Raw genomic sequence first — 14,279 nt, forward strand, 5'->3', positions numbered from 1 at the left:
GGGTGTCTTCGAGCCGGGGGTCCCGGTCGACGGGGCGGGGGGGGTGGGGTTGGGGGGGGTTTGCACGGTGGGGGGGGGGGGGTCGGGCGCGCCCCCGCCGGGCCCCCGGCCCCCGCCGTCGGGTGGTCGTGTGTTTCTCCACCCTGGCCCGGCCCGCGGCGGACGCCCATCGGGCGCGCGACCCATTTGCCCCGGGGTGAGGGACCCATGGGGCCGCGTCCTGGGTGGTGCGTGCCCGGGGATATGGGGGTCAGGTCCCATGGACGGCGGCCGGGGCCGGGCGGCAGCCTGGTCACAGGCTTGCTCGAGCGCCCGGGCCGCGAACGCGGAGGGCTCGGCGATGCCCGACAGTGGAGGTGAGACCGAGGCCGTAGAAGGGGAGGCGCAGGGACGGTGTCCTTGTTCTGGCGGATTTTCGCCCTCAACGCCGTGGTGCTGGGCACGGCCACGGGGCTGCTGCTGTGGGCTCCGGTGACCGTCTCCGTCCCGGTGCTGCTGACCGAGGCGGTCATCCTGGTCGGCGGTCTGGCCGTCATGCTCGTCGCGAACGCCGCCCTGCTGCGGCTCGGCCTGGCCCCGCTGGACCGGCTCACGAAGCTGATGACGACCGTGGACCTGCTGCGGCCCGGTCAGCGTCTGCCCGCTTCGGGCGGCGGCGGTGTCGCGGAGCTGATCCGCACGTTCAACGCCATGCTGGAGCGGCTGGAGCAGGAGAGGGCCGCCAGCAGCGCCCGGGCGCTGCTGGCGCAGGAGGGGGAACGCCGCCGCATCGCGCAGGAGTTGCACGACGAGGTCGGACAGAGCATGACGGCGATCCTGCTGGGGCTCAAGCGCTCGGCGGACGACGCCCCGGAGCCGCTGCGCAAGGAGTTGCAGGAGCTGCAGGAGATCACCCGGGAGAGCCTGGACGAGGTGCGGCGGCTGGTGCGCCGGCTGCGGCCGGGCGTGCTGGACGACCTGGGGCTGGTGAGCGCGCTGACCTCGCTCAGTGAGGACTTCGCCACCCACACCCGGCTGCTGGTGACCCGCCGCTTCGACACCGACCTGCCCCCTCTGCAGCCGGAGACGGAACTGGTCCTCTACCGCGTCGCCCAGGAGTCGCTGACCAACGTCGCCCGCCACGCGGACGCCGGCCGGGTCACCGTCGCCCTCCACGGGACGCAGGACGCCGTGGTGCTGACCGTCACCGACGACGGCAGCGGCATCGAGGCCCCCCGCGAAGGCGCCGGCATCCGCGGGATGCGGGAGCGGGCCCTGCTCGTCGGCGGCAGCCTCGAGATCACCCCCGCGCCCCGGGCCGGCACCCGGGTACAGCTCACCGCGCCCGTTGTGAGGAAGCAGCCCTGACCATGTCCGACACAACCACGCCCGCCCCGGCCCGACCGGGCACGATCCGCATCCTGCTCGCCGACGACCACGCGCTGGTCCGGCGCGGTGTACGGCTCATCCTCGACCAGCAGCCCGACCTCGAGGTGGTCGCCGAGGCCGGTGACGGGGCGGAGGCCGTCGAGCTGGCCCGCACCCGCGAGGTCGACCTGGCGGTCCTCGACATCGCCATGCCGCGCCTGACCGGTCTGCAGGCGGCCCGTGAACTGGCCGGCCTCAGACCCGGCCTGCGGATCCTGATGCTCACCATGCACGACAACGAGCAGTACTTCTTCCAGGCGCTCAAGGCCGGCGCCAGCGGTTATGTGCTGAAGTCCGTCGCCGACCGGGACCTGGTCGCCGCCTGCCGGGCCGCGATGCGCGACGAGCCCTTCCTGTACCCCGGCGCGGTCACCGCCCTGATCCGCAACTACCTCGACCGGGCCCGCCACGGCGACGAGACACCCGGTCAGATCCTCACCCCCCGCGAGGAGGAGGTCCTGAAGCTGGTCGCCGAGGGCCACTCGTCGAAGGAGATCGCCGACCTGCTGTTCATCAGCATCAAGACCGTCCAGCGCCACCGCGCCAACCTGCTGCAGAAACTCGGCCTGCGCGACCGTCTCGACCTCACCCGCTACGCCATCCGCGCCGGGCTGATCGAACCCTGATCCGCCGGCCGCCCGGCCCGCACACCACGACGAGAGGGGGGACGGTGCGCCCCACCGCACGCACGGCACCCGTCCCCGGCGCCGATCGGCAGCGCTCCCCCGTCACCGCGCTGATGGCGGCCGTCGTCGTGGCCGTGCTCGCCGGCCTCGGCTTCGTCGCTCCGCCGCCCGGTCCGTCGGGCGCGGGCGGCTTCGGCCCGCCCGTGGCGGCGGAACGGCTCCACCACGACGGGACGCGTGCCGACGACGGATGCGATGCCGTCCGTGCCGTCCGGGCGGCCGCCCGCCCCGAGCAGCCGCACGGTGAACACCCGGCCCCCTGCGGACACTCCGGCACCCGCGGCCGGACCACGGACACCGCCCCGCACCGGCCCACCGGACCGTACGCGCCTGCGGCCGGGCCCGGGCCCGCGGCACAGCCCCCGGTGGGCCAGGACCGGGGGCGGGCTCCCCCGGTGTCCCCCGGCACCTGACGCCCGTCCCCTTTCACCCCGCCCCGCCTCGCGGCCCGCCCACGCCGGCCGCCGTCGAGGTGTGCCTGCCGGAGGCTCCCGTTGAACCGTTCCCTGCGGATGAGAGCACTGCTCGCCCTCGCCGTGCTCGCCCTGTCCCTGTACGTCGCCGCCACCGTGCCCGTCCGGCTCGGACTGGACCTGCGCGGCGGGACGCAGATCGTCCTCGAGACCCGTTCCAGCCCCACGGCCGATGCGGACCGCGCGGCCACCGACCGCACCTTGGAGGTGCTGCGCGGCCGTATCGACGCGCTCGGCGTCGCCGAACCCACGCTGGTGCGCTCCGGCGACGACCGGATCATCGTCGAACTGCCCGGTGTGCAGGACCCGAAGAAGGCCGCCGACGTCCTGGGCCGTACCGCCCAGCTCACCTTCCACCCCGTGCTCGGCACCAGGGACCGAGCCGACAGCGCCTCCCGGCCCGGGCCCGGCCCCACCCGGGAACGCGTCCTGCCCGACGAGTCCGGCACGCCGCTGCGCCTCGGCCCCGCCCCCCTGACCGGCGAGGACGTCAAGGAGGCCGACGCCCTGTTCGATCAGCAGGGCGGCGCCGGATGGCACGTCACCGTCGGCTTCGAAGGCGCCGGCCGAGCCGGCTGGGCCGGTCTGACCGGCGAGGCCGCCTGCCGGGCGCCCGGTGATCCGGCACGGCGGGTCGCCATCGTCCTCGACGACAAGGTCATCTCCTCCCCGCAGGTCGACCCGTCCGTCGCCTGCGGGACCGGCATCCGGGACGGCGAGACGAGGATCACGGGCTCCTTCGGCCCCGAGGAGGCACGCCAACTCGCCCTGCTCATCAACGGCGGGGCCCTGCCGGTGCCCGTCGAGACCGTCGAGCAGCGCACCGTCGGCCCGACGCTCGGAGCCCAGGCCATCACCGCCGGCGCCTGGGCGGCGGCCATCGGCACCGTGCTGACGTCACTGTTCATCATCGCCGTCTACCGGCTCATGGGAGGCCTGGCCGCCCTCGCGCTGGCCTGCTACGGCCTGATCTCCTACGCCGCTCTGGCCGCCGTCGGCGCCACCCTGACCCTGCCGGGCCTCGCCGGGTTCGTCCTGGCCATCGGCATGGCGGTGGACGCCAACGTGCTGGTCTTCGAGCGGGCGCGGGAGGAGTACGGCTCCCGTCGCCGGCCCAGCATCCGCTCGGCGCTCGCCGCCGGTTTCCGCAACGCCTTCAGCGCGATCGCCGACTCCAACGTCACCACGCTGATCGCGGCCGCGCTGCTGTTCTTCCTCGCCTCCGGGCCGGTGCGCGGCTTCGGCGTCACCCTCGGCATCGGTGTGCTCGCCTCCATGTTCAGTGCCCTGGTGATCAGCCGGGTACTGGCCGAGTTCGCCGCGGGCCGACCCGGCGTACGCCGCCGCCCCGGGCTCACCGGCATCGCCGGTATCGGCGTGGTCCGCGAACGCCTCACCCGTCGCGCCCCCTTCCTGATGCGCCGCCCGCGCCGCTGGCTCGCCCTGTCCGCGGCCGTGCTGGTGCTGGCCGGTTCTGGGATCGCGGTGCGCGGCGTCGCACTCGGTGTGGAGTTCACCGGGGGCCGCCTCATCGAATACGGCACCAGTGGTCCCGTCGACCCCGGCCGGGTCCGTTCCGCCCTCGCCGACGCCGGATTCCCGCGGGCGGTCGTGCAGTCCTCGGGGGACGCGGCTCTGACGGTGCGGACCGATCCGCTGACCGAGGCCGAGGAGGCAAGGGTCACCGGAGCCGTGCGCGACCTCGACGGCCGGGTGGACAAGGTCCGCGACGAACTGATCGGCCCCAGCCTCGGCGACGAGCTGCGCCGGGGCGCGCTGATCGCGCTCGCCGTGGCCGTGGGGGCACAGTTCCTCTATCTCGCCGCCCGCTTCCGCTGGAGGCTGGGCTCCGCCGCGGTCGTCGCGCTCGTCCACGACGTGGTGATCCTGCTGGGGGTGTTCGCCTGGCTCGGCAAACCGGTCGACGGGGTGTTCCTGGCGGCCCTGCTCACCGTCATCGGCTACTCCGTCAACGACTCCGTCGTCCTCTTCGACCGGGTCAGGGAACTGACCGGGCGCAGCCCCGCGGCGCCGTTCCCCGGCGTCGTGAACCAGGCGATCCTGCAGACCCTGCCCCGCACGGTGAACACCGGCATGGGCGCGGCGTTCATGCTCACCGCCCTTGCGGTGCTGGGTGGTTCCTCGCTCACGGACTTCGCGCTGGCGCTGCTCGTCGGGCTGGCGGTCGGGACGTACTCCTCGGTGTTCACCGCCGCTCCCCTGGCGATCGGGCTGCACGGCCGTTCCCCGCGGGCCCGGCCGTCGGGCCGGCGGCCGGTCAGGACGTGAGGCCGTCCAGTGCGGCGAGCACCGGGGCCACGCCGTCCTCAACGGCCAGGGCGCGGGCCAACTGCCGGGCGCGGTCGCGGTGGTGAGGTTCTTCGGTGGCGCGGCGCAGGGCGGTGGCCAGTGAGCCGGCGGTGAGGTGCCGCAGAGGGAGGGCGGAGGGTGCCGTCCCCAGGGCGACCAGACGCGCCGCCCAGAAACCGCCGTCGAACTGCACCGGCACCGGGATCGTGGGGACTCCCGCGCGCAGGACGGCGGCGGTGGTACCGGCTCCGGCGTGGTGGACGACGGCGGCGGTGCGGGGAAAGAGCAGGGCGTGCGGCACGTCGCCGACGGTGATCATGTCGTCGGTGTCGCTCCGGGCGGTCAGGCCGGCCCAGCCCCGCTGGATGATGCCGCGCAGTCCCGCCGTCCGCAGGGCCCGCACGATCTCGGCACTGAGATGCCCGGCGTCCGGCACCGTCGCGCTGCCCAGCCCGACGAACACCGGCGGGGGCCCCGCGGCCAGGAACTCCTCCACGTCGCCGGGCAGCGTGCGGGTGTCGCAGGGCCACCAGTACCCGGTGATCTCCAGCCCGGGCCGCCAGTCCTTCGGGCGGGACACCACCCGTTCGCTGAAGCCGTGCAGGACCGGCCAGTGCGCTCGCTCGTGGGCCCGGCGGCTCGCAGAGGGGCCGGGCAGGGTCATGCCGTGCCGGGTGCGCAGCCGGTGCAGGGCCTGGGTGAAGACCCGGTCGACGGCGGAGATGACGGCCCGTCCGCCCAGGTGGTTGCCCACGGTGCCGAGTGATCGGCCGCCGAGCAGGGGAGCGCCGAACTCGCGTGTGGGGTGCTGGGGTTGGAGGAACAGGCCGAGGCTGGGCAGGCGCAGTCCGTCGGCGATGGCGCGGCCCAGCGGTGCGACGGCGCCCGCGGCCAGGACGACGTCCGCGCCGCGGGCCGCCTGGACCAGGGCGTCGGTCATCTCCTCGGCCGCGGACCGGGCCATCGACGCGGCCCGCAGCAGTTTGCCGAGGCCGGTGGTGCTGGCGTGCAGCCCGCGGCCGCGCTCGGAGTGCGACACGGCGTGCGGGTCGACCGGTGTGGGGTGGAAGCGCACCCCCGATCCGGCGGCCAGGGGTGCGAACAGGCCGTGGGTGGCGAGCGTGACCTCGTGCCCGCCGCGTACCAGTCCCGCACCCAGCCCGGTGTAGGGCGCGACGTCGCCGCGCGATCCCGCCGTCATGATCACCACGCGCATGGGTCCCAGTGTGGACCGGCCGGACGGACGACACACGGCGCACGGCCGGAGGTGGACGAAAATCGCCGGTGCGGGTGCCGGGCCCGCCTCCCGCGCCGCGTGGGGCGCGGGAGGCGGCTCCCGTTGGACGGCCTGCCGCGCCGCGGCGGCTCCCGGTGGACGGCGGCTCAGGACGACTGGGCGCTCTGGTACAGGTTCTGGGCGTCCGCGCCGAAGTACGGGCCGTACATCGCGTTCGGGAAGAAGTTGTACTTGAAGCTGTTCACCGAGGACTGCAGGCCGGTGCCGGTGGCCTCGCTGAACTCGGTGAACCAGGGGCCCCCGCTGGCGCCGCCGGTCATGTTGCAGGTCAGGCCGTGGTCGTTGGACAGCAGGAAGTCGCGGGTGGTGGTGCCGCTGCAGTAGATGAACTTCTCGCCGTCGTACGGCGCCGCGGCCGGGAAGCCGAAGGAGTACATCGCCTTGTTGTAGCCGGTGTTGAAAGCCAGGCCCTGGCCGCCGACGACGTCGGTGAGCTTCTTGCCGTCCAGCGGGGCGACGACGGCCGCGCCGATGTCGTAGTTGATGTCCTCACTGGCCGTCCACTGCGGGGTCGACAGGGTCTTGGACGCGGTCCAGGTGCCGTACGGGCGCTGCCCGTCGTGGTAGCCCGGGACGAACACCCAGTTGGTGTGCCAGGCGCCCTCCAGTTTGACGCAGTGCCCGGCGGTGATCACGGTGCTCTTGTTGGCGCTGGTGACGGCGTTGCCGGAGCAGGACGCGGTGCGGCCCTGGTAGCTGAAGAACACCCGGCCCGCGGTCTTGGCCACCGCTCCCCCGGCGGACCAGGGTCCGCCGCCGTGCGGGAATGCCGTGGGCCCCATGGCGGAGGCGGGCGCGCTGGGTGCGACGACCGTCGCCCTGCCCTTGCGGAGTGCGGGTGCCCGTACGTCGGAGCGGTCGACGGTCAGCAGATCGAGCGGGGTGGCCTCGCGCATGCGCTGCGGGGTCCAGAAGGCCAGGGCGCGTTCCCGCGCCGAGGGGGTCGTCACGCCCTGGTCCGGTGCGGCGCCCGCCGGTGCCGCGGTGACACCGGTCGCCAGGAGCGCGGCGACGCCGGCGAGCGCGCCGAGGACGGAGCGGCGGAGGCGGGGGCTGCCGCCGGACGGGTACGGGCTGCGGGGTCGGCCTATCACGCGGTCTCCTTCTGCTGTGGGGGCCGGGTGGCGGGAAGCCCGTCGCCCGGTCAGGCAGGGGTGTCACTGCGGACGGTCAGGGGGCAGCGTGCCACCGGGAGGCCAATATGGACAGGTGCATGTCATGACGTTGGCCGAAACTCCCCGCTTTCCCGCACCGAGCGGGACAGGCAGGCATGCGGGGTGGCGGGCTACAGGCATGTGGGCGTGCACGCGTGCGGGGTTGCAGGCGTGCAGGATTGCAGGCGTGCAGGATTGCAGGCGTGCGAGCGTGCAGGGTTGCGAGCGTGCGGGCGTGCAGGGTTGCGAGCGTGCGGGCGTGCGTGCAGGGTTGCGGACGTGCGAGCGTGCAGGGTTGCGGGCGGACGGGCGTGCGGGCGTGCGGGCGTGCAGGCGTGCGGGCACAGAAGAACCCGGCCTCAGCGGGGAGGCCGGGTTCGGAGGTGCGCGGGTGGTGTCAGAGGATCGGGCCGGCGCCGCCGGGGCCGCCCGGCTCGACACGGCCGCGCCAGGCGCCGGATTCGACGCCGCGCTCCTCGATGTACTGCTTGAAGCGCTTCATGTCGCCCTTCACGCGGCGGTCGATGGTGCCCGTCATGTCGGCGGCCTTCTCGACGGCCCCGCTGGGCTCGACTTCCATCACGAGCTCCACCCTGGTGTGGGTGTCGTCCAGGCGCTCGAAGCGGACGGAGCCCCTCTGATGGGTGTCCCCGCTGGTCGTGCGCCACGTGACCCGCTCGTCGGCCAGCTGGTCGACGATCTCGGTGTCGAACTCGCGCCGTACCCCGCCGATCTTGGTGGTCCAGTGGTTGTGGCGGTCGTCCAGCTGCCTGACCTCCTCGACGCCCTCCATGAAGTTCGGGAACTCCTCGAACTGCGTCCACTGGTTGTACGCGGTGTGAACGGGGACGTCGACTTCCACGGTTTCCTTGATGGTGCTCATCCGCATTGCCTCCGTACTCACTGATCGATTGCAGAGGCCCATCGGCCCCACACAGGTCCGGGCCCGTGCGGGCCGGGTACCCGGGATCCGCCGGTTGCCACATCGGAGGCGATCACCGACCGGCGGAGCGGTTCAGTGCGCGGGTGCGGTGGCCCGCGCCGTCTCCGAACGGAAGCCGTGACCGAGACCGGGGGCCAGGCCGTGGTAATGCCGGAAGTTGTAGACCAGCGGGCTCCACCGGTCCGGGTCGATGTGCTGGGTGCCGGGCACGACGACGCGCTCGGCGGCGTGCACGCGCAGCACCTCGCACTCCACGCTGACGAACAGCCCCGCTCCGCCCGGTGTCAGCGCGCGGGCCCGGGCCTCCAGCTGCAGGGCGCACTCGGCGACCCGCGGGGGCCGCACCAGCCCGGCGGCGGCCGGGGTGAGTCCGGCCGCGGCGAACTTGTCCGGCTCATGCCGGTAGACGGACCGTTTGGCCTCCGGCACGGGGCGCGCCCCGGTGAGCGGCGCGAGGCGTTCGACATGCTGCCAGAGCTCGGGTGAGGCGACGTTGACCACGAGTTCGGGGCGTTCGGCAAGATTGCGTGCGGTCTGGCTCTCGGTGCCCAGGCCGAGGACGAGGTGCTGCCCCAGGGCCCACACGGAGGAGATGGGGGCGAGGTTGAAGGTGCCGTCGGGGTTCTCGGTGGTCAGCAGGACCACGGGCGTGCCGAAGTAGAGGATGCTCGGCTGGATCACCAGGTGGGTGTCGGTCGTCATGGCTCGGGACGCTACGGGCGGGACGCTTCGGTCTCCGTCGAAGTGTCGGCGGCGTCGAGGTGCCGCCGACCGGCGTCGGGTGGGTGCCGGAGCGGTCCGGCGGCCGGCGTCGGATGGGTGCCGGAGCGGTCCGGCGGCCGGGGTCAGAACCGGTCGTGCTGCTGCGGCTGCCCGTACGCCTGGCCGCTGGGGCCGCCCGCGCTCTGCGCCTGCAGCTGCTCCGCCTGCTCCTTGGTCACCTTCTGCTCCGCGCCGCAGAAGGTGCACTGCGTCAGGTACGTCGTGGAGATCGGGAACAGCGGGACGAAGAACAGGGTGAACTTCGTGAGGCGCTTCCTGAGCGTGTGTGCGGCCGGGTTCCCGCACTGACCGCACACGAGCGTCAGTATCGCGAGCTGGTACAGGTAGCCCTTGGTGCCGAAGATGATCACGTGTCGGTCCTTCCCTGGGGGATCTTCACCCAGTGTCCTGTATCGCGGGCGCGTCGGGAGCTTGGGCCCCTCGTTCGTGTGGAGAGCCCCGCGCGGGCTGGGCCAGTCGGGTGACGGCGGGCCGGGGGCGTTCCGGCGCGCCGGTACGGTTCCGCGGTGACCACGATCTCACCCGAAACGCAGTCCGTGCCCGCCGACGACCTGGGTTCCCTCGTCGTGCAGTCCTGGCGGGGCACGACCCCCGACGGGAACGACGTCCCCTACCTGCTGGCCTGCTCCCTCGGAGACGGTGCGAGCGGTCCCGAGGGCGCGTCGAGGGCCATCGAGCAGCTGCTCCTGGGCGCCGGCCTCCCCCTGGGCGAAGGACTCGTCCACGCGGCCCAGCGGCCCAGTCTGCCGGTGAGCCTGCTCGTCGTGCCCGGGTCGGCCGTCCTCACTGTGCAGCACCTCACGTCACAGTTCGTCCCGCCGGAGACGTGGCTGGAGACGGTCGGCGAACTCGGCTTCGCCTACCTCATCTTCGCCACGCGGCCGTGGCCGGAGGGCGCCGAGCCGGGCGACGCCGCGGCGCTCGCCGCCTTCACCTCCGACGAGGACGCGATGGCCTCGGCGGTGCACGTCGTGCTGCCCGCCCGCAGGCTGCGCGGCTGAGCCCCACGGCCTGCGCGGCCGAGACCCGCACAGCCCGGGCCCCCTTCGGTGGGCCCGGGCTGTGGTGTGCCGGCGGTCAGCCGGACAAGGCCGTCAGCACCACGGACTTGGCCTCCTCCTGGACCCGGCCGAGATGGTCCGGGCCGAGGAACGACTCGGCGTAGATCTTGTAGACGTCCTCGGTGCCCGAGGGGCGGGCCGCGAACCAGGCGTTGTCCGTGGTCACCTTGATGCCGCCGATGGCGGCGCCGTTGCCGGGGGCCTCGGTGAGCACCGCCGTGACCGCGTCCCCGGCCAGCGTGTCGGCGCTGACCTGGGCCGGGGAGAGCTTGGCCAGCAGGGCCTTCTCCTCTCGGGTGGCGGGCGCGTCGATGCGCGCGTACGCCGGTTCCCCGAAGCGCGCGGTCAGTGCGGCGTAGTGCTCGGAGGGGGTCTGGCCCGTGACCGCGGTGATCTCGGAGGCGAGCAGGGCGAGGAGGATGCCGTCCTTGTCGGTGGTCCACACGGAACCGTCCCGGCGCAGGAAGGAGGCGCCCGCGGACTCCTCCCCGCCGAAGCCGATCGTGCCGCCGGCCAGCCCGTCCACGAACCACTTGAAGCCGACGGGCACCTCGACCAGCTCGCGGCCGAGGTCGGCGGCGACCCGGTCGATCATGGCGGAGGAGACCAGGGTCTTGCCGATGCCCGTGGTGGCCGGCCAGCGGTCGCGGTGGGCGTACAGGTAGGAGATCGCCACGGCCAGGTAGTGGTTGGGGTTCATCAGACCCGCGTCCGGGGTGACGATGCCGTGCCGGTCGGCGTCGGCGTCGTTGCCGGTGGAGATCCGGAAGCGGTCGCGCTGCTCGATGAGCGAGGCCATCGCGTACGGCGACGAGCAGTCCATACGGATCTTGCCGTCCCAGTCCAGCGTCATGAACCGCCAGGTGGGGTCGGTGTGCGGGTTGACCACGGTCAGGTCGAGGCGGTGCTGTTCGGCGATGCGGCCCCAGTAGGCGACCGACGCGCCGCCGAGCGGGTCGGCGCCGATCCGGATCCCGGCCGAGCGGATCGCGTCCAGGTCGAGGACCTCGGGCAGGTCGGCGACGTACGTGCCGAGGAAGTCGTAGCGGCCGGTGGTGGGGGCCGCCAGGGCACGGGCGTAGGAGACGCGCCGTACGTCCTTCAGGCCGCCGCGGATGATCTCGTTGGCGCGGTCCTGGATCCAGGAGGTCGCGTCGGAGGCGGCGGGGCCCCCGCTGGGCGGGTTGTACTTGAACCCGCCGTCGGCGGGCGGGTTGTGGGAGGGCGTGACGACGACGCCGTCCGCGAGACCTGTGGTGCGGCCGCGGTTGTGGGTGAGGATGGCGTGCGAGACGGCCGGGGTCGGCGTGTAGCCGTCGGCGTCGTCGATCAGCACGGTCACCTCGTTGGCGGCGAACACCTCCAGGGCGGTCACGCGCGCGGGCTCCGACAGGGCGTGGGTGTCGGCGCCCAGGAAGAGGGGACCGTCGATGCCCTGGCCGGCGCGGTACTCGCAGATGGCCTGGCTGGTCGCGGCGATGTGGTCGTCGTTGAACGCGTTCGCCAGGGACGAGCCGCGGTGTCCGGAGGTCCCGAACGTGACGCGCTGCCCCGGGTCGTCCAGGTCGGGGTGGCGCGCGTAGTACGCGGTGACCAGCCGAGCGACGTCGACGAGATCCTCGGGTCCGGCCGGACTTCCCGCTCGCTCGTGCTGCATGGGTCCGCTCCTCCGCATGGGTCGATCCTTCGTGTGCGGTCCCATCCTTTCTCGTGACGGCGGGGCCGCGCGAGGGGCGCGCCCCGGTCAGGGACGGATGTGCGCCAGACCACGTGCGCCGGTCAGGGCGATGGTGCGCTCCCCTCCGGCACACCGGCACAGGCTCCCCCGGCACGCCCGCACGCATCCCCCTCCGGCACGCCCGCGCGGTGTAGCCGTCGCGGTGTGCCGGTGCGCGCGCGAGGGGGCGGCGCCACGGACCACCGGGCCTCCGGTGGCGCGCCGCGCCGCCTTGCTCCCTCGGGCCGGCACGTCTTCGCGCCGCCCCTGCTAGATCCGGCCGCCGGTGAGCCGCGTCAGGGGGCCGTGGGCGCCGCGTTCCGCCCGGCGTCCGACGGCGTAGGACGCGGCGCTCAGCGCGGTGAGGCCCGCGCCGACGCCCGCGGCCACGAGCTTGCGGTGGGCGATGACCGTCCAGGCCGTCTTCGCCGTGGTGGCGACGTGGCCGGAGGCCGTGACGACCGCCTGCCGGCCCGCCTCGACACCCTTGGCCGCGGTCTGCGCCGCCGACTTGGCCGTCTCGGCGGAGCGCTCGGCGGCGGACTTGGCCGTCTCGGCGGAGCGCTCGGCGCCCGCCTTGGCGGCTGACGCCGCCTCACCGGCCTTGCCCGCGGCGCCCTTGGCCGCCTGGGAGGCCGGCGCGGTGGCCTTGTCCGCCGTGTGGCGGGCCTTGGACTCGGCGGTCCGGACGGTCGACGCCTTCTGATTCGTTCGCTTGTTCTCTTCAGTCATGGACACCGACTTGCCTCTGTCCCGGGCGGCAAACACATTCGCCTCGCGTACCGGCCGGGGCCGGGCGTGCCTGAGCGCGTCGCCGCAGGGTAGGCGCAGGGCAGGCACTTACACATCACGACAGGAAGGACGGTGCGTCATGGCCGGAATGCTCAACCGCATCAAGGAGTTCGCCCGGAGTCCGCAGGGGCGGCGGGCTGCCGAACAGGCACGCCGGGCCGCGGCCGACCCCCGTAAGCGGGCCCAGGCCCAGCGTCTGCTCGGCAGGCTCAGGGGCCGCCACTGACCGGGCCGCTCGCCCCTCCCCGGCACCAACTCCTGGGAGATACAGGTGTGTTCGTGCGCGATCAGGGCACTTGGGTCGCACCATACACACCGGAGAGGAGCTGGTCCGATGGGCGGGGCGGGGAACGGCAGGCGGGTCTGCGCCATGGGGGTCGCCGGGGTCCTGGCGGGGACGGTGCTGGTCGGCTGCGGTGACGACTCGGGCGACGGCGCGCGGGACACCTCGGCGCAGTCGAGCGCCGGCGCCCGGGAACAGGGCATGCAGGCGGTGCGCTCGGCCTACGACAGGACGGCCGAGGAGGACACCGTCAAGGTGAAGCTGCGGGTGCGGACCTCGGCCCAGGGCGCCTCCCGGACCGCCGACGGGCGGGGCGTCGTGGATCTGGACGACGGCGACAGCGTCATGACGCTCACGGTGCAGGGGCAGCGGATCGAGCAACGGGTGATCGATCAGGTCCTGTACCAGAAGCTGCCCAAGGGGCAGGCGCCGGGAGGCAAGCCCTGGATCAAGATCGACCTGGGCAAGGTCGCCGCACGGCAGGGCGCCGGCGACCGGTCCATGAGCGACCCGGCCCAGTCCGCGGCCTACGCCAGGGCGATCACCGACAAGGGCGTGACCGAGAAGGGGAAGGCCACGGTCAACGGCGTGCGGACCACGCACTACCGCGTCTTCGTGGACGTGGCCGACCTTCCGAACGGCGAGACCTTGCGCAAGCAGGTCGGTCCGACCCTGCCGATGGACGTCTGGCTGGACGACGAGGGCCGGATGCGCCGTCAGCAGATCGACATGACCGTCAAGGCTCCGGAGACGGCCCGGCGCCCCTCCTCCGACGCCTCGCCCGCGCCCGGGAAGGTCACGGTGCGCACGGTCATGGACTTCACCGACTTCGGCGCCGGGATGGAGGCGGACGAACCTCCGGCCGGTCAGGTCACCGACATGACCGGCAAGGCCCTGGAGCAGGGCGGCCGACAGAGCTGACCCGGGGTCACCGCGCCCGGCGCACGCGCCGTACAGACGCCCGGCGCGGCCGGGCCATCGGGCAAGATGGGGCCATGAGCGTAGTCAAGATCAATGTGCTGACCGTGCCCGCCGAGCAGCGGGAGACGCTGGAGAAGCGCTTCGCCTCGCGGGCGCACGCCGTGGAGAACTCCGACGGGTTCGAGTGGTTCGAGCTGCTCCGCCCGGTGGAGGGCACCGACACCTACCTCGTCTACACCCGCTGGCGCGACGAGGAGTCCTTCCAGGCGTGGATGGAGGGGCCGATGAAGAGCGCGCACCAGGGCGGCGGCGAGGGCGGCGAACGGCCGAAGCCCGCGGCGAGCGGCTCGACGCTCTGGTCCTTCGAGGTCGTACAGCAGGCCGGGCCGAAGGACGCCTGACCGAGGCCCCGCACGCGGGAGGTCCCCCACGCGACACGGCGTGGGGGACCT

Annotated in this window: 15 protein-coding genes; 8 read left to right on the forward strand and 7 right to left on the reverse strand. The window is 73.5% G+C overall.

Annotated features, from left to right (window positions below):
- The first annotated feature begins 393 nt into the window (after positions 1 to 393).
- The 4 genes from ACFV20_RS35795 to secD all read left to right on the forward strand — a co-directional run bounded on the left by ACFV20_RS35795 (position 394) and on the right by secD (position 4,855).
- Positions 394 to 1,347, forward strand: a complete 954-nt coding sequence (locus ACFV20_RS35795) for a sensor histidine kinase (RefSeq protein WP_385665143.1) — start codon at positions 394 to 396, stop codon at positions 1,345 to 1,347.
- Between the two features lie 2 nt (positions 1,348 to 1,349).
- Positions 1,350 to 2,033, forward strand: a complete 684-nt coding sequence (locus ACFV20_RS35800) for a response regulator (RefSeq protein WP_385665146.1) — start codon at positions 1,350 to 1,352, stop codon at positions 2,031 to 2,033.
- Between the two features lie 44 nt (positions 2,034 to 2,077).
- Complete coding sequence (locus ACFV20_RS35805) at positions 2,078 to 2,506, forward strand: hypothetical protein (RefSeq protein ID WP_385665149.1); 429 nt, start codon at positions 2,078 to 2,080, stop codon at positions 2,504 to 2,506.
- Positions 2,507 to 2,605: 99 nt separating this feature from the next.
- Entirely contained in the window at positions 2,606 to 4,855 is a 2,250-nt protein-coding gene (secD, locus tag ACFV20_RS35810; RefSeq protein ID WP_385665151.1) for a protein translocase subunit SecD, read from the forward strand.
- Here secD and ACFV20_RS35815 read toward each other — a convergent pair.
- The 5 genes from ACFV20_RS35815 to ACFV20_RS35835 form a co-directional block, all read right to left on the reverse strand.
- Complete coding sequence (locus ACFV20_RS35815) at positions 4,845 to 6,092, reverse strand: glycosyltransferase (RefSeq protein WP_385665154.1); 1,248 nt, start codon at positions 6,090 to 6,092, stop codon at positions 4,845 to 4,847. The genes secD and ACFV20_RS35815 overlap by 11 nt on opposite strands.
- Positions 6,093 to 6,259: 167 nt before the next feature.
- A complete protein-coding gene (locus ACFV20_RS35820) occupies positions 6,260 to 7,267 on the reverse strand; it encodes a trypsin-like serine peptidase (RefSeq protein WP_385665156.1) in 1,008 nt (335 codons plus the stop codon).
- 457 nt (positions 7,268 to 7,724) lie between these two features.
- Positions 7,725 to 8,210, reverse strand: coding sequence for an SRPBCC family protein (locus ACFV20_RS35825; protein WP_385665159.1), 486 nt, complete (start codon positions 8,208 to 8,210; stop codon positions 7,725 to 7,727).
- A 132-nt stretch (positions 8,211 to 8,342) separates the two neighbouring features.
- Positions 8,343 to 8,972 carry a flavin reductase family protein gene (locus tag ACFV20_RS35830; protein WP_385665162.1) on the reverse strand — a complete coding sequence of 210 codons (630 nt, stop codon included), beginning with the start codon at positions 8,970 to 8,972 and terminating at the stop codon, positions 8,343 to 8,345.
- Positions 8,973 to 9,115: 143 nt separating this feature from the next.
- Entirely contained in the window at positions 9,116 to 9,403 is a 288-nt protein-coding gene (locus ACFV20_RS35835; protein ID WP_385665164.1) for a zinc-ribbon domain-containing protein, read from the reverse strand.
- A gap of 156 nt (positions 9,404 to 9,559) precedes the next feature.
- Here ACFV20_RS35835 and ACFV20_RS35840 point away from each other — a divergent pair, with 156 nt between their 5' ends.
- Positions 9,560 to 10,054 carry a DUF5949 family protein gene (locus ACFV20_RS35840; protein ID WP_385665167.1) on the forward strand — a complete coding sequence of 165 codons (495 nt, stop codon included), beginning with the start codon at positions 9,560 to 9,562 and terminating at the stop codon, positions 10,052 to 10,054.
- Positions 10,055 to 10,130: 76 nt separating this feature from the next.
- On the opposite strand, the gene pgm is transcribed toward ACFV20_RS35840, so the two are convergent.
- Both pgm and ACFV20_RS35850 read right to left on the reverse strand, forming a co-directional pair.
- A complete protein-coding gene (gene pgm / locus ACFV20_RS35845; protein WP_385665169.1) occupies positions 10,131 to 11,771 on the reverse strand; it encodes a phosphoglucomutase (alpha-D-glucose-1,6-bisphosphate-dependent) in 1,641 nt (546 codons plus the stop codon).
- 330 nt (positions 11,772 to 12,101) lie between these two features.
- Positions 12,102 to 12,563 (reverse strand): hypothetical protein, encoded by a 462-nt coding sequence (locus ACFV20_RS35850; RefSeq protein ID WP_385665171.1) that lies wholly within the window; start codon positions 12,561 to 12,563, stop codon positions 12,102 to 12,104.
- A gap of 139 nt (positions 12,564 to 12,702) precedes the next feature.
- Here ACFV20_RS35850 and ACFV20_RS35855 point away from each other — a divergent pair, with 139 nt between their 5' ends.
- From ACFV20_RS35855 to ACFV20_RS35865, 3 genes are all read left to right on the forward strand, one after another.
- Positions 12,703 to 12,849, forward strand: a complete 147-nt coding sequence (locus tag ACFV20_RS35855; RefSeq protein ID WP_385665174.1) for a hypothetical protein — start codon at positions 12,703 to 12,705, stop codon at positions 12,847 to 12,849.
- Between the two features lie 108 nt (positions 12,850 to 12,957).
- Positions 12,958 to 13,827 carry a hypothetical protein gene (locus ACFV20_RS35860; protein WP_385665176.1) on the forward strand — a complete coding sequence of 290 codons (870 nt, stop codon included), beginning with the start codon at positions 12,958 to 12,960 and terminating at the stop codon, positions 13,825 to 13,827.
- Between the two features lie 74 nt (positions 13,828 to 13,901).
- Positions 13,902 to 14,228 (forward strand): antibiotic biosynthesis monooxygenase, encoded by a 327-nt coding sequence (locus ACFV20_RS35865; protein WP_361111586.1) that lies wholly within the window; start codon positions 13,902 to 13,904, stop codon positions 14,226 to 14,228.
- The last annotated feature ends 51 nt before the right edge of the window (positions 14,229 to 14,279 follow it).

Origin of the sequence: Streptomyces sp. NPDC059696, assembly GCF_042733745.1 — a bacterium.
GTDB lineage: Bacteria > Actinomycetota > Actinomycetes > Streptomycetales > Streptomycetaceae > Streptomyces.

What these genes read in the sequence shown, in the direction of transcription:
- secD (WP_385665151.1), top strand. Translation starts at nt 2,606, where the DNA reads ATGAGAGCACTGCTCGCCCTCGCCGTGCTCGCCCTGTCCCTGTACGTC.
- ACFV20_RS35855 (WP_385665174.1), top strand. Translation starts at nt 12,703, where the DNA reads ATGGCCGGAATGCTCAACCGCATCAAGGAGTTCGCCCGGAGTCCGCAG.
- ACFV20_RS35825 (WP_385665159.1), bottom strand. Translation starts at nt 8,210, where the DNA reads ATGAGCACCATCAAGGAAACCGTGGAAGTCGACGTCCCCGTTCACACC.
- ACFV20_RS35830 (WP_385665162.1), bottom strand. Translation starts at nt 8,972, where the DNA reads ATGACGACCGACACCCACCTGGTGATCCAGCCGAGCATCCTCTACTTC.
- ACFV20_RS35800 (WP_385665146.1), top strand. Translation starts at nt 1,350, where the DNA reads ATGTCCGACACAACCACGCCCGCCCCGGCCCGACCGGGCACGATCCGC.
- ACFV20_RS35865 (WP_361111586.1), top strand. Translation starts at nt 13,902, where the DNA reads ATGAGCGTAGTCAAGATCAATGTGCTGACCGTGCCCGCCGAGCAGCGG.
- ACFV20_RS35815 (WP_385665154.1), bottom strand. Translation starts at nt 6,092, where the DNA reads ATGCGCGTGGTGATCATGACGGCGGGATCGCGCGGCGACGTCGCGCCC.
- ACFV20_RS35860 (WP_385665176.1), top strand. Translation starts at nt 12,958, where the DNA reads ATGGGCGGGGCGGGGAACGGCAGGCGGGTCTGCGCCATGGGGGTCGCC.
- ACFV20_RS35850 (WP_385665171.1), bottom strand. Translation starts at nt 12,563, where the DNA reads ATGACTGAAGAGAACAAGCGAACGAATCAGAAGGCGTCGACCGTCCGG.
- pgm (WP_385665169.1), bottom strand. Translation starts at nt 11,771, where the DNA reads ATGCAGCACGAGCGAGCGGGAAGTCCGGCCGGACCCGAGGATCTCGTC.